General features: G+C 71.0%; 15 protein-coding genes. 13 read left to right on the plus strand and 2 right to left on the minus strand.

Going from position 1 to position 13,871, the window contains the following annotated elements; translation table 11 throughout:
• Positions 1 to 49: 49 nt before the first annotated feature.
• Positions 50 to 547 (minus strand): DUF1990 domain-containing protein, encoded by a 498-nt coding sequence (locus tag FZ046_RS17640; RefSeq protein WP_070351595.1) that lies wholly within the window; start codon positions 545 to 547, stop codon positions 50 to 52.
• 75 nt (positions 548 to 622) lie between these two features.
• Between FZ046_RS17640 and FZ046_RS17645 the strand changes: the two genes are divergently transcribed.
• The 11 genes from FZ046_RS17645 (at position 623) to pdxT (ending at position 10,655) form a co-directional block, all read left to right on the plus strand.
• Entirely contained in the window at positions 623 to 1,231 is a 609-nt protein-coding gene (locus FZ046_RS17645; RefSeq protein WP_149484365.1) for a PaaI family thioesterase, read from the plus strand.
• Positions 1,228 to 1,677, plus strand: a complete 450-nt coding sequence (locus FZ046_RS17650; RefSeq protein ID WP_070351502.1) for a TIGR02611 family protein — start codon at positions 1,228 to 1,230, stop codon at positions 1,675 to 1,677. The genes FZ046_RS17645 and FZ046_RS17650 overlap by 4 nt, the downstream gene beginning before the upstream one ends.
• A 61-nt stretch (positions 1,678 to 1,738) precedes the next feature.
• Positions 1,739 to 3,799 carry a threonine--tRNA ligase gene (gene thrS, locus FZ046_RS17655; RefSeq protein ID WP_070351501.1) on the plus strand — a complete coding sequence of 687 codons (2,061 nt, stop codon included), beginning with the start codon at positions 1,739 to 1,741 and terminating at the stop codon, positions 3,797 to 3,799.
• Positions 3,796 to 4,359, plus strand: coding sequence for an ATP adenylyltransferase (locus FZ046_RS17660; RefSeq protein WP_070351500.1), 564 nt, complete (start codon positions 3,796 to 3,798; stop codon positions 4,357 to 4,359). Before thrS ends, FZ046_RS17660 begins: the two co-directional genes overlap by 4 nt.
• Positions 4,356 to 5,027 (plus strand): phosphatidylinositol phosphate synthase, encoded by a 672-nt coding sequence (pgsA, locus tag FZ046_RS17665; protein ID WP_070351499.1) that lies wholly within the window; start codon positions 4,356 to 4,358, stop codon positions 5,025 to 5,027. The genes FZ046_RS17660 and pgsA overlap by 4 nt, the downstream gene beginning before the upstream one ends.
• Before the next feature lie 50 nt (positions 5,028 to 5,077).
• Positions 5,078 to 6,007 carry a phosphatidylinositol mannoside acyltransferase gene (locus tag FZ046_RS17670; protein WP_246183061.1) on the plus strand — a complete coding sequence of 310 codons (930 nt, stop codon included), beginning with the start codon at positions 5,078 to 5,080 and terminating at the stop codon, positions 6,005 to 6,007.
• The gene (locus tag FZ046_RS17675; protein ID WP_070351497.1) at positions 6,007 to 7,170 is read left to right on the plus strand and encodes a glycosyltransferase family 4 protein; all 1,164 of its coding nucleotides are present in this window, start codon (positions 6,007 to 6,009) and stop codon (positions 7,168 to 7,170) included. The genes FZ046_RS17670 and FZ046_RS17675 overlap by 1 nt, the downstream gene beginning before the upstream one ends.
• Positions 7,167 to 8,201, plus strand: a complete 1,035-nt coding sequence (locus FZ046_RS17680) for an NUDIX hydrolase (protein ID WP_149484282.1) — start codon at positions 7,167 to 7,169, stop codon at positions 8,199 to 8,201. Before FZ046_RS17675 ends, FZ046_RS17680 begins: the two co-directional genes overlap by 4 nt.
• A gap of 89 nt (positions 8,202 to 8,290) precedes the next feature.
• Complete coding sequence (gene pdxS, locus FZ046_RS17685) at positions 8,291 to 9,193, plus strand: pyridoxal 5'-phosphate synthase lyase subunit PdxS (protein WP_070356027.1); 903 nt, start codon at positions 8,291 to 8,293, stop codon at positions 9,191 to 9,193.
• 23 nt (positions 9,194 to 9,216) lie between these two features.
• The gene (gene tesB / locus FZ046_RS17690; protein ID WP_070356028.1) at positions 9,217 to 10,065 is read left to right on the plus strand and encodes an acyl-CoA thioesterase II; all 849 of its coding nucleotides are present in this window, start codon (positions 9,217 to 9,219) and stop codon (positions 10,063 to 10,065) included.
• On the plus strand, positions 10,062 to 10,655 hold the full coding sequence (gene pdxT, locus FZ046_RS17695) for a pyridoxal 5'-phosphate synthase glutaminase subunit PdxT (RefSeq protein WP_070356029.1): 594 nt from the start codon (positions 10,062 to 10,064) through the stop codon (positions 10,653 to 10,655). The genes tesB and pdxT overlap by 4 nt, the downstream gene beginning before the upstream one ends.
• Here the strand turns inward: pdxT and FZ046_RS17700 are convergent.
• Entirely contained in the window at positions 10,600 to 12,354 is a 1,755-nt protein-coding gene (locus tag FZ046_RS17700) for a CocE/NonD family hydrolase (RefSeq protein ID WP_070356041.1), read from the minus strand. The genes pdxT and FZ046_RS17700 overlap by 56 nt on opposite strands.
• Positions 12,355 to 12,415: 61 nt before the next feature.
• Here FZ046_RS17700 and FZ046_RS17705 point away from each other — a divergent pair, with 61 nt between their 5' ends.
• Together FZ046_RS17705 and FZ046_RS17710 are read left to right on the plus strand one after the other, a co-directional pair.
• The gene (locus FZ046_RS17705; RefSeq protein WP_083298571.1) at positions 12,416 to 13,024 is read left to right on the plus strand and encodes a TetR/AcrR family transcriptional regulator; all 609 of its coding nucleotides are present in this window, start codon (positions 12,416 to 12,418) and stop codon (positions 13,022 to 13,024) included.
• Positions 13,025 to 13,110: 86 nt separating this feature from the next.
• Positions 13,111 to 13,866, plus strand: coding sequence for a YebC/PmpR family DNA-binding transcriptional regulator (locus FZ046_RS17710; RefSeq protein ID WP_070356031.1), 756 nt, complete (start codon positions 13,111 to 13,113; stop codon positions 13,864 to 13,866).
• The last annotated feature ends 5 nt before the right edge of the window (positions 13,867 to 13,871 follow it).

Raw genomic sequence — 13,871 nt, forward strand, 5'->3', positions numbered from 1 at the left:
CAGCAGCCGTGGGCGCAATCTCGATGCCGCCGTCCGCGAGGAGTCCCGCTCAGACCGCCCGGACGTAGCGCCGGCTCATCACCTTCTGGATCACCGACGTGACCGGCCCGGCGAGCCGACTCCACCAGGTGCCGTGCCGGGAGAAGGCGACCACCTCGGCGTACACGGCGTCGTCGGCGGGGTCATAGCGCACGCAGAACAGCTCCTCCCCGGTCTCGGCGTGGCCGGGCAGCGTCCCGTAGGCGTAACCGCGCCGGTTCGGCTCGTCCAGCACGTAGACCACGCGGCACGGCGCCTGCACCGGACCGAGGCCGACGATGACCTCTGCGCCGACCTCGGCGACGTCCGTGGTGGCCCGCACGCGCGCGCCGGCGCCGCGCAGCATGCCCCAGCGCAGCACCGCGGCGCCCGCCTCCTCGAATCGCGCCCGGCCGTGTCCGATCCGTGCGGATTCGCGGACGTGGTGGTATCCCTCGGGCAGCGCACCCCTGGTGGCGCCCACCTCGGCGTAGCTGAACGGCAGGTCGGCGAGGTCGGAAAGGCGCACCGCACCCACCTTGCCATCGTCACCGCGCGGGGGAGCGCATACGGTAGCCGGGTGGGAGCCGAAGTGGACGCCAGAATCGACGGGCACGTCGGGGGTGGGTTCAATCCGCCTGTGCCGACCGAGCGGGGTGGACCGGACTACGGGCGGTTCGTCGACGCCGTGCGGACGCTGCAGGACCTGACCCGCGGCGCCGACGCGCCCGACGACGTCGTCACCGCGGCCGCCGACCTCGTCGAGCGCGCGAATGACCTGCTGGCGCCTCACCTCGCCGACGAGTGGCACTCCCCGTCGGGACGGCGGATGGACCTGCCCAACCGCGGCAGCATCCTGTCCATCCCGCAGGACCTGCGCGTCGTGGATGGCCGCATCGCGGGAACCGTCGAATTTCGCCGGTTTCACCTCGGCCGCAACGGCGCCGTGCACGGCGGATGCGTGGCCCACCTGTTCGACTCGCTGCTCGGCTTCACCGCCTTCAAGCTCAGCGAGAGCACCCGCCAGCGCACGGCGTACCTGCACGTGAACTACCGTCGCATCGCACCGATCGACGAGCCGCTCGACGCCGACGCCGGCATCGACCGCATCGAGGGACGCAAGATCTTCGTCGCCGGGCGACTGACCGCGGGAGGCGACGTGCTCGCCGAAGCCGAGGCACTGTTCGTCATGCTGAAGCCGGGACAGTCGTGAGCGGCGACGAGGCGACCGAGCAGCCGTCGAGGTGGTCGCTGCTCAAGCGGCGCTGGGGACGCTGGCGCGACCGGCTGCGCGAACGGCCGCGCCTGGAGTTCTTCTACCGGATCGCGGTGGGTGTCGTCGGGCTGCTCGTCTTCGGCCTCGGCATCCTGGCGATCCCGTACCCGGGACCCGGATGGGCCATCGTGTTCATCGGCCTCGGCATCCTCGCCACCGAGTTCGACTGGGCCCGCAAACTCCTGGCGTATGCCAAGGAGCGCTACGACAAGGTGATGGACTGGTTTCACCGCCAGCCCGGCTACGTCCAGATCCTGGGTGGCGTGCTGACGGCGCTCTTCGTCGCGGCGACGCTGTGGCTGCTCGGCGCACTGGACTGGGGCGCCGAACTGGTCGGCCTCAACCCGAACTGGTTCAACAGCCCGATCGGACTCGGGGACTAGCAGGGCGCACCGATAGCATGGTCGCGGTCACCAGCACCTGCTACGGAGAAGAGAACCGTCGATGAGCGCCGCCGCCAGCCCCGCCCTTGCAGCCCCGATCCGGGTGGCTGCCGGGACGACCGCGGCCGCGGCGGTGCGCGAGGCGGGCCTGCCGAGCCGCGGCGCCGCCGATGCCGTCGTCGTCGTCCGCGATGCCGAGGGCCGGCTGCGCGACCTGTCCTGGACCCCCGACGCCGACGTCGAGGTGACGCCGGTCGCCGCGGACACCGAGGACGGCCGCAGCGTCATCCGGCACTCCACCGCGCACGTCCTCGCCCAGGCCGTGCAGGACCTGTTCCCGGAGGCCAAGCTCGGCATCGGGCCCCCGATCACCGACGGCTTCTACTACGACTTCGACGTGCCGCAGGCGTTCACGCCCGAGGATCTGGCGAAGCTCGAGAAGCGGATGCGGCAGATCATCAAGGACGGTCAGCTGTTCGACCGGCGCGTCTACGCCTCTAAGGACGAGGCCCGCGAGGAACTCGCCGATGAGCCGTACAAGCTCGAACTCGTCGACGACAAGTCCGGCGCGGACGACCCCGAGCTCATGGAGGTCGGCGGGGACGAGCTGACCGCCTACGACAACCTCAATCCCCGCACGCGCGAACGCATCTGGGGCGACCTGTGCCGCGGGCCGCACATTCCCACGACGAAGTTCATTCCGGCGTTCAAGCTCACCCGCAGCTCGGCGGCGTACTGGCGCGGCGACCAGGACAACGCCAGCCTGCAGCGCGTCTACGGGACGGCCTGGGAGTCCCAGGAGGCGCTCGACCGTCACCTCGAGCTGCTCGAGGAGGCGCAGCGCCGCGACCACCGCAAGCTCGGCACCGAGCTGGACCTGTTCAGCTTTCCCGACGAGATCGGTTCGGGCCTGCCGGTCTTCCACCCCAAGGGCGGGATCGTGCGCCGCGAACTCGAGGACTACTCGCGGCGCAAGCACATCGAGGCGGGCTACGAGTTCGTCAACACCCCGCACATCACCAAGGCGCAGCTGTTCCACACCTCCGGCCACCTCGACTGGTACGCCGACGGCATGTTCCCCCCGATGCACATCGACGCGGAGTTCAACGCCGACGGCTCGGTCCGCAAGCCCGGCCAGGACTACTACCTGAAGCCGATGAACTGCCCCATGCACTGCCTGATCTACCGGGCGCGGGGGCGGTCCTACCGCGAACTTCCGTTGCGCGCCTTCGAATTCGGTGCGGTGTACCGCTACGAGAAGTCGGGCGTGGTGCACGGACTGACCCGCGTGCGCGGCCTCACGATGGACGACGCGCACATCTTCTGTACCCGGGACCAGATGCGCGACGAACTGACCTCGCTGCTGCGGTTCATCCTCGAACTGCTCGGCGACTACGGGCTCGAGGACTTCTATCTCGAGTTGTCGACGAAGGACCCGAAGAAGTTCGTCGGCTCCGACGAGATCTGGGAGGAGGCGACGGCCACGCTCGCCGAGGTGGCCGCGGCGTCCGGCCTGGAGCTGGTGCCCGACCCGGGTGGCGCGGCGTTCTACGGCCCGAAGATCTCGGTGCAGGCGCGCGACGCGCTGGGCCGCAGCTGGCAGATGTCGACCATCCAGTTGGACTTCAACTTCCCGGAGCGCTTCGACCTGGAGTACACCGCGGCCGACGGCAGCCGCCAGCGTCCCGTGATGATCCACCGCGCGCTGTTCGGGTCCATCGAGCGCTTCTTCGGCATCCTCACCGAGCACTACGCCGGGGCGTTCCCCGCATGGCTGGCACCGGTTCAGGTGGTCGGCATCCCGGTCGCCGAGGGACACGTCGAGTACCTGCAGGAGGTGGTGGCCCTGTTGCGTGCCCGCGGCATCCGCGCCGAGGTCGACGCCAGTGACGACCGGATGGCGAAGAAGATCGTCAACCAGACCAACCAGAAGGTGCCGTTCATGCTGCTGGCCGGTGACCGGGACGTGGAGAACGGCGCGGTCAGCTTCCGGTTCGGCGACCGCACCCAGATCAACGGTGTCGCCCGTGACGACGCCGTCGAGGCGATCGCCGCCTGGATCGCCCGGCGCGAGAACGCCGCGCCCACCGCCGATCTCGTCGAGGTGTCCACGTCAGCGTGAGCACGGACAGCGGCGGCGCCGACGATGCCGTGGTGGACTCCGGCGTGGGGGACGCCGACCACCTGCAACGGCTGTGGTCGCCGCACCGGATGTCCTACATCGCCGACACCATCAAGACGGGATCGGCGAAGTCGACCCAGCCGTTCACCGACATCCCCAAGATGTCCGACGAGGACGGTCTGGTGATCGCGCGCGGCGAGCACGTCTACGCGGTGCTCAACCTGTACCCGTACAACCCGGGCCATCTGATGGTCGTGCCCTACCGGCGCGTCGCCGAGCTGGAGAACCTCACCGAAGCGGAGAGCTACGAGCTGATGGCGTTCACGCAGAAGGCGATCCGGGTCATGAAGGGCGTGTCGCGGCCGCACGGTTTCAACGTCGGCCTGAACCTCGGCACGTCGGCGGGCGGTTCGCTGGCCGAGCACCTGCACATGCACGTCGTGCCACGCTGGGGCGGCGACGCCAACTTCATCACCGTCATCGGTGGGGCCAAGGTCATCCCGCAGCTGCTGCGCGACACCCGCCAGCTGCTCGCCAACGCCTGGGCGGCCCAACCGTGAGCGACTTCTACCTGATGACCCGCGCCGCGTACGCCAAGCTGAGCGCGCCCGTCGCCCGGGGAGCGCTGAAACTCGGCTTCACCCCGGACGGCATCACGATCCTCGGTACCGCAGGCAGTGTTCTCGCGGCGCTCACCCTGTTCCCCATCGGGCAGCTGTGGTGGGGCGCCTTCACCGTCTTCGTCTTCGTGCTCGCCGACATGCTCGACGGGGCGATGGCGCGCGAACGCGGCTACGGCACGCGCTTCGGCGGGGTCCTCGACGCGACGTGCGACCGCATCGCCGACGGCGCGATCTTCAGCGGGCTGCTGTGGTGGGCGGCGTTCGTCGACCATGACGCGCCGCTGGTGGTCGCGACGCTGATCTGCCTGGTCACCTCCCAGGTGATCTCCTACATCAAGGCCCGGGCCGAGGCCAACGGGCTGCGCGGCGACGGCGGCATCATCGAGCGCCCGGAGCGGCTCATCATCGTGCTGACCGGCGCCGGCCTGTCCGGGGTCGGCTTCCTGCACGCGCCGTGGCTGATCGACGTGGCGATGTGGCTGTTGGCGGCCGCGAGCCTGGTGACGGTGGGGCAGCGGCTGCACTCGGTGCGCACGTCGCCGGGGGCGGCGGAGCCGCTGCGGTCCACCGCGCCGCCGTCGGCCGGGGAGACGGGCGAGTCGTGACCGCCGGAGCTGGCGAGTCGGTCCCCGCCGGGCCGGCGTCCGGACGGGGGCTGCGGCTGCCGTTCGCCGGCACGCTGACCGACCTTGGCTACGCCGCCGGGTGGCGGGTGGTGCGCGCGCTGCCGGAGGTGGCCGCGCGCAACGCCTTCGACGCCGGGGCGCGCTACGCCGCCCGCGGTGGCGGCCCCGACCAGTTGCGGCGCAACCTCGCCCGCGTCGTCGGCGTGGCGCCCGACGACGTGCCGGACGCGCTGCTGCGTGCGTCGCTGGCCTCCTACGCCCGGTACTGGCGCGAGGCGTTTCGGTTGCCGTCGATGGATCACGCGGCGCTCGCACGGCGCCTCGACGACGGCGTCGTCGGCGCCGAGCACGTCGCGGCGGCGCTCGACCGCGGTCGCGGAATGGTGCTCTCCCTGCCGCACAGCGGCAACTGGGACATGGCCGGTGTGTGGCTGACCAACACGTTCGGCTCCTTCGCCACCGTCGCCGAGCGGCTGAAGCCGGAGTCGCTCTACCACCGGTTCGTCGCCTACCGCGAGAGCCTCGGCTTCGAGGTGCTGCCGCTCACCGGCGGACCGCCGCCGTTCGAGGTCCTCGCGGAACGGTTGCGGGGCAACGGCCTGGTGTGCCTGATGTCCGATCGCGACCTCACCCGGTCCGGGGTCGAGGTCGACTTCTTCGGCGAGGCGACGCGGCTGCCGGCCGGCCCGGCGAAGCTGGCACTGGCGACCGGCGCCGCCCTGCACCCGGTGCACTGCTGGTTCGACGGCGACGGCTGGGGCACGCTGATCGAGCCGGAGCTGGACACGTCGTCCGGTGACGTCACCGCGATCACCGCCGCGCTGGCGGACCGCTTTGCGCACAACATCGCCGCCCATCCGGCGGACTGGCACATGATGCAGCCGCAGTGGGTCGCCGACCTGTCCGCCGAACGCCGCCGCCGGCTGGAGCGCGGGGTGGGGCCCGAAGGCGGGCGCTGATGCGGATCGGGATGGTCTGCCCCTACTCGTTCGACGTCCCGGGCGGCGTGCAGGCGCACGTGCTGCAGCTCGCCGAGGTGATGCGCGGCTACGGGCACGAGGTGAGCGTGCTCGCCCCGTCCTCGCCGACCGTGACGCTGCCCGACTACGTCGTGTCCGGCGGCAAGGCCGTCCCCATCCCGTACAACGGGTCGGTCGCGCGGTTGCGATTCGGCCCGGTCACCCACCGGTTGGTGAAGAGGTGGATCGCCGACGGCGACTTCGACGTGCTGCACCTGCACGAGCCCAATGCGCCCAGCCTGTCGATGCTGGCCCTGCAGGCCGCCGAGGGGCCCATCGTCGCGACGTTCCACACGTCGACCACGAAGTCGTTGACGCTCAGCGTCTTTCAGGGCATCCTGCGGCCCTTCCACGAGAAGATCGTCGGCCGCATCGCGGTGTCGGATCTGGCGCGGCGGTGGCAGATGGAGGCGCTGGGCTCGGACGCGGTGGAGATCCCCAACGGCGTCGACGTGGCGTCGTTCGCCGACGCCCCGCTGCTGCCGGGCTACCCCCGCCCGGGCCGCTCGGTGCTGTTCCTCGGCCGCTACGACGAACCCCGCAAGGGGATGGCCGTGCTGCTGGGCGCGCTGCCGGGGCTGGTCGACGCCTTCGGTGACGTCGAGGTGCTCGTCGTCGGGCGCGGCAGCGAGGCCGAACTGCGCGAACGCGCCGGCGCGCTGGCCGGGCACCTGCGCTTCCTCGGTCTGGTCGACGACGCGGAGAAGGCCTCGGCGCTGCGCAGCGCCGACGTGTACTGCGCGCCGAACACCGGCGGCGAGAGCTTCGGCATCGTGCTGGTCGAGGCGATGGCCGCGGGCACCCCGGTGGTGGCCAGCGACCTGGACGCGTTCCGCCGCGTACTCGTCGACGGCACCGCGGGCCGGCTGGTCCCGGTCGACGACGCCGGCGCGCTGTGCGCGGCGCTGGTCGAGGTGCTCGGCGACGACGCCCTGCGTGACCGCTACGTCACGGCGGCCACCGCGGCGGTGCGGCGGTACGACTGGTCGGTGGTCGCGCGGCAGATCATGCAGGTCTACGAGACGGTCGCCGGTGCCGGGGTGAAGGTGCGCGTGGCCGGGGTCCCGGCCGGCCGCGACGGCGCGCGGCGGACGGGCCGATGAGCGTCGGGTGGCTGCTGCTGGCGCTCGGTGTGCTGCTGGTGGCGGTGCTCCTCGTCGGCGGCGTGTGGGCGGTGCAGACCGCGCACCGGCTGGACCGCCTGCACGTCCGCTACGACCTGAGCTGGCAGGCTCTGGACGGCGCACTCGCCCGGCGCGCCGTGGTGGCGCGCGCGGTGGCGACCGACGCCTACGGCACCACCCCGGCCGGGCAGCGGCTCGCCGCGTGCGCCGACGCCGCCGAGCGGGCGCCGCGCGCGGCGCGCGAGACCGCCGAGAACGAACTGTCCGCCGCACTCGCCCGCGTCGACCCGGCGTCGCTGCCGCTGGCGCTCGTCGCGGAACTCGCCGACGCCGAGGCCCGCGTCCTGCTCGCGCGCCGCTTCCACAACGACGCGGTGCGCGACACGCTGGCCCTGCGCGAGCGGCCGCTGGTGCGGCTGCTGCACCTCGGCGGCACCGCGGCGATGCCGACGTACTTCGAGATCGCCGAGCGGGCCACCCGCACCGTCGTCGCCCAGGTCGGCAAGCGCACCTCCGCACGCGTCGTCCTGCTCGACGAGCAGGGCTGCGTGCTGCTGTTCCGCGGCTCGGACCCGGCGATCGAGACCGGCACCGCGCCGCGGTGGTGGTTCACGGTGGGCGGCGCGGTGCAGCCGGGGGAGGACCTGGCCGACGCCGCGGCCCGCGAAGTCGCCGAGGAGACCGGGCTGCGCGTCGACCCCGCCGACCTCATCGGGCCGGTGTGGCGGCGCGACGCCGTCATCGACTTCAACGGTTCGGTGGTGCGCAGCGAGGAGTTGTTCTTCGTGCACCGCACGGCCCGCTTCGAGCCGGTCACCACCGGCCACACCGCGCTGGAACGCCGCTACATCCTCGGACACCGGTGGTGTGACGAAGACGTCATCCGCTCGCTGGTGGCCGGCGGGGAGCGGGTGTATCCCACCCAGCTGGCCGACCGGCTCGCCGAGGCGAACGAGCTGGCAGGAGGTACCGCCGCACTACCGGCGGGTGAGTGGGAGTCCATTCACTGATTCGGGCGTCGATCCGCGGACCAGCTGCGGAACGATTCGATTTGGACCGGCCCTTAAACTGGATCGGTACGTCTTTGGAGGAGATAACGGTGGAAAGCGCGGAGAACAACGGTCGGACCGGGACCGCGCGCGTCAAGCGCGGCATGGCCGAGATGCTCAAGGGCGGCGTCATCATGGACGTCGTCACGCCCGAGCAGGCGCGCATCGCCGAGGGCGCCGGCGCGGTGGCGGTGATGGCGCTCGAGCGCGTCCCCGCCGACATCCGCGCCCAGGGCGGCGTGTCGCGGATGAGCGACCCCGACATGATCGAGGGCATCATCGACGCCGTCACCATCCCGGTGATGGCCAAGGCGCGCATCGGGCACTTCGTCGAGGCGCAGATCCTGCAGAGCCTCGGCGTGGACTACGTCGACGAGTCCGAGGTGCTGACCCCCGCCGACTACTCCAACCACATCGACAAGTGGCGCTTCACCGTGCCGTTCGTCTGCGGCGCAACGAATCTCGGCGAGGCGCTGCGCCGCCTCACCGAGGGCGCGGCGATGATCCGCTCCAAGGGCGAGGCCGGCACCGGCGACGTCTCGAACGCCACCACGCACATGCGCAAGATCGGCGGCGAGATCCGCCGGCTGACGACGCTGAGCGACGACGAGCTGTTCGTCGCGGCCAAGGAGCTGCAGGCGCCCTACGACCTCGTCGTCGAGGTCGCGCGCGCCGGCAAGCTGCCCGTCACGCTGTTCACCGCGGGCGGCATCGCCACCCCCGCCGACGCGGCGATGATGATGCAGCTCGGCGCCGAGGGCGTGTTCGTCGGCTCCGGGATCTTCAAGTCGGGCAATCCCGCCGAGCGCGCGGCGGCAATCGTCAAGGCCACGACGTTCTACGACGATCCCGACGTGCTGGCCAAGGTGTCGCGCGGTCTGGGCGAGGCGATGGTCGGCATCAACGTCGACGACATCCCCGTGCCGCACCGCCTCGCCGAACGCGGCTGGTAGGTAGCTGGTAGACATCTAGACCCATGGCGATCGAAGAGATCCTCGACCTGGAGCAGATCGAGGTCAACATCTATCGCGGCGGTGTGTTCAGCCCGGAATCGGGGTTCCTCCAGCGCACGTTCGGCGGCCACGTCGCCGGGCAGGCGCTGGTGTCCGCGGTGCGCACCGTCGATCCCCGGTTCCAGGTGCACTCGCTGCACGGGTACTTCCTCAAGGGCGGTGACGCGCGGTCGCCGTCGGTGTACACCGTCGAGCGCATCCGCGACGGCGGCTCGTTCTGCACGCGTCGGGTGAGCGCGATCCAGCACGGCGAGACGATCTTCTCGATGTCGGCGTCCTTCCAGACCGACCAGAGCGGCATCGAGCACCAAGACGCGATGCCCGCGGCGCCGCCGCCCGACGACATCCCCGACTTCAAGTCGGCGAGCAAGGTCTTCGACGATGCGAGCTTCCGCCAGTTCGACGAGTGGGACGTGCGCATCGTGCCGCGCGACCAGCTGCAGCGGCTGCCCGGCAAGGCCAGCCAGCAGCAGGTCTGGTTCCGGCACCGCGACCCGCTGCCCGACGACCCGGTGCTGCACATCTGCGCGCTGGCGTACCTCAGCGACCTGACGCTGCTGGGCTCGGCGCAGGTCAATCACATCGAGGAACGCAAGCACCTGATGGTGGCGTCGCTGGACCACGCCATGTGGTTCATGCGCCCGTTCCGCGCCGACGAATGGATGCTGTACGACCAGTCCTCGCCGTCGGCGTGCGGCGGCCGCGCGCTGACCCAGGGCAAGCTGTTCAACCAGTACGGCGAGATGGTGGCGGCGGTCATGCAGGAGGGGCTGACCCGCTACCAGCGCGACTTCACCCCGTCGCGGTCGTGAAGCCGCCCCGGGTCGGCGTCCTCGCGCTGCAGGGCGACACCCGCGAACACCTCGCCGCCCTGCGCGAGGCCGGCGCCGACGCGTGCACGGTCCGCCGCCGAGAGGAACTCGACGCCGTCGACGCGCTGGTGATCCCGGGCGGGGAGTCCACCACGATGAGCCACCTGCTGCGCGAGCTGGACCTGTTGGAGCCGCTGCGCGCCCGCCTGGCCGACGGCATGCCGGCCTACGGGTCGTGCGCCGGGATGATCCTGCTGGCCGGCGAGATCGTGGACGCGGGCGTGCCGGGCCGCGAGGCGCTGCCGCTCGGCGGGCTCGACATCACGGTGCGACGCAACGCGTTCGGTCGCCAGGTCGACTCGTTCGAGGACGACATCGACTTCACCGGGCTCGACGGCACCGTGCACGCGGTCTTCATCCGCGCGCCGTGGGTCGAGCGGGTCGGCGACGGCGTCGAGGTGCTGGCGCGGGCCGCGGGTCACCCGGTCGCGGTGCGCCAGGGCCGCGTCGTCGCGACGGCATTCCACCCCGAGGTCACCGGTGACCGCCGGGTGCACCAGCTGTTCGTCGACTCCCTGACCTCTCGGTGAGGATCGGCACCAACAGGCGCGAAGACGACCGGACCGTATTGCGACTGCTGGTCCCGACCGTGGCGTGCCGAAAGTTCATGATCGCCGGCACCGACGGGTCCTGGTCGTCGCCGGCCAGGACGAGCCGTAGGCGGTCGCCGGCGGCGACGTGACGGGCGTTCGGCACGAGGGGGATGCGGTACTCGACGTCCTCACCGATCGGTACCGCCGTCGCGACGCGGCAGCGCAGGACCGGTGCGCCGGGGGTGCTGACGCTCTCGTCCACCTCGCGCAAGCTTGCGCGCAACCACCCCGACGTCACGTCGGACTCCGTGCCATCGGCAGCGACGTGGCGAAGCGTGGCGATCCAAGCGGTGTCGGCGGCGGTGGCGGCTGCGACGAGGCGCAGTTCGATCTCTCCGACGAGGTCGAAGGGTTCGACGAACGCCTCGGTGGTCCAGCTGAGGTGCGACGGCGGGTCGATGGCGCTCGGCCGGGCGCGACCCAGCCCCGCCCCCAGCGTCAGGAACGTCCGGGCGCCCGGCTCTCCCTCGGTGTCGGCGAGTAGGCCATCGGCGCGCAGGGCCAATTCCCGATGAGCCGTGGTCGGCGGCCAGGTGGCGCTCGAACGCCATCCGTCGGTACCCGGCAGGGCGTAGCGAACCGGGTCGCCGTCGAGGATGCCGGTGTCGCGACCCTTGAGCCAGTGGTCGTACCAGGCCAGCGCCTCGACGTGCAAACTCTCCCACGGCCACGTCAGCCCGTACTCGCCGAGCATCCCGAGACGCACGTTCGGGTTGTGCGCCAACGCCTTCCACGCAACGAAGGTCGAAGGGAGGTGTAGCGGCACGTTCTGCCAGTCGCACCCGAGATAGACCGGGACGTCGACGTCGCGCAGCAGCGGCACCAGATCGCGCTCGTCCCACCATGCGTCGCGCACCGGATGCTCGACGGTGACGGCGTGCCACAGGTCGTCCCAGGGATGTGGGTCGTGCGGCAGCTTGAGCAGCTGGTGCATGGTCGTCACCGCCGCCTCGCCATTCATGGTGCCGAAGCGGCGGTGCAGCGGTGGAAGGTGCAGCACCCGGCGAGCGAGGCGCAGCGCGGTGCTGCGCCAGAAACGATTCCCGCGCCCGGCCACGAGGCCCATCATCGACAGGAACGGCGTCACGAACGAGGCGCTGACCAGGCCGTGGTGCGACGAGGCCTCGAAGAGGTCCGCGGTCACCGCGAGCGGGAAGATCGCCCGCAGGTGCGGAGGCCGCTCGACGGCCGCCTCCAGCTGCGTCATCGCGAAGTAACTGATCCCGATCATGCCGACGTTGCCGTCGCACCACGGTTGGGCAGCTGCCCACTCGACCAGATCGTGCATGTCTCGGCGCTCGACGGCGTCGAAGAAGCCGAACTCGCCGCCCGAGCCGCCGGTGCCGCGGAGGTTCGCGATGACGTGGACGTAGCCGCGGGACACCCAGAACCGGGTGTCGCCCGCCTCGATGAAGCCCATCGGCGCACCGAGGTCCTGTATCTGGCGGGGGTAGGGCGACGCGGCGACGAGCACCGGGAAGCGGCCGTCCTCGGTGGGGCGGTGAACGTCGGCGCGCAACGTGATGCCGTCCCGCATCGGCACGGCGACGTCGAGGACGTGGTCGATGCCGTGGCGCGGCTCGCTGAGGTTTCGGTACGTACGGCCGGTCGTCTGCGGTCCGTTGAGCGTGGTCATGAGTTTCACGCTACGTTGACACTAGTCTCAACGCAACGAGAAACTCGGCTATGCTGCCGAGGTGCCGAAGAAGACGCCCCCCGGGCCTCGGGATGAGCGTGGCGTGCTGTCGGCGCGCATCCTTCGCGCCGCGCGCGACCAGTTCGCCGTGCACGGCTGGGCGGGCACGACGCTGCGTGCCGTCGCGCGAGCTGCCGACGTCGATCCCGCGCTCGTCTACCACTACTTCGGCTCGAAGGCCGGGCTGCTCGACGCAGCCACCGACCCGCCGTCCCGGTGGCTCGACGCCGTTGCGGCGAGTTGGACGGCGCCCATCGACGACCTCGGTGCGGTCCTGCTCCGCACGATGCTCGACGCCTGGGCCGACGACGAGATCGCCCCCGTGCTGCGGGCGGTGCTGCTTACGGCGGCGCACGACGACACGACGCGGGAAAAGCTGCGGCGCATCGTGGAGAGCAGCCTCATCGGGGTGTCCCGGCTCGGAGCGGACGACGAGGACCGGCTGCGGCGCAGTGCGTTGATCTCGTCGCAGGTCATCGGCTTGGCCCTGATGCGCTTCGTCTGGCGGGTGGAGCCGGTCGCGTCAATGAGTGACGACGAGCTGATCGCCGCCGCGGCCCCCACGCTGCAGCGCTACGCCGTCGACCCCTTGATCGACATCCGTCGGTGACGAGCCGACGGCGTTTCGGTGCACGCCCGGCGTCCACGTAGACTCGACGATCGGACTTCGAAGCACGATCGAGAGGTAGCGGCGCGATGAGCGGCCATTCCAAGTGGGCGACCACCAAGCATCAGAAGGCCGTCAAGGACGCGCGGCGTGGCAAGGAATTCGCCAAGCTGATCAAGAACATCGAGGTCGCCGCCCGCACCGGCGGCGGTGACCCGGCCGGCAACCCGACGCTCTACGACGCCATCCAGAAGGCCAAGAAGACCTCGGTGCCCAACGACAACATCGAACGTGCCCGCAAGCGCGGCGCGGGCGAGGAGGCCGGCGGCGCCGACTGGCAGACCATCATGTACGAGGGCTACGGCCCCAACGGCGTGGCCGTGCTGGTCGAGTGCCTGACCGACAACCGCAATCGGGCGGCCGGCGAGGTCCGCGTCGCGATGACCCGCAATGGCGGCAACATGGCGGACCCGGGCTCGGTGGCCTACCTGTTCTCCCGCAAGGGCGTCGTGACGCTGGAGAAGAACGGCCTCACCGAGGACGACGTGCTGGCGGCGGTGCTCGAGGCCGGCGCCGAGGAGATCAACGACCTCGGCGACGCGTTCGAGATCATCAGCGAGCCGACCGACCTGGTCGCCGTGCGCACCGCGCTGCAGGAGGCGGGCATCGACTACGACTCGGCCGACGCGAGCTTCCAGCCCTCGGTCACCGTGCCGGTGGACGTCGACGGGGCCCGCAAGGTGCTCAAGCTCATCGACGCCCTCGAGGACAGTGACGACGTGCAGGACGTGTTCTCCAACGTCGACATCCCCGACGACGTCGCGGCGCAACTCGACGAGGGCTGATCGCG

The sequence above is a fragment of the Mycolicibacterium grossiae genome, assembly GCF_008329645.1.
In the GTDB taxonomy this organism is placed as follows: Bacteria; Actinomycetota; Actinomycetes; order Mycobacteriales; family Mycobacteriaceae; genus Mycobacterium; species Mycobacterium grossiae.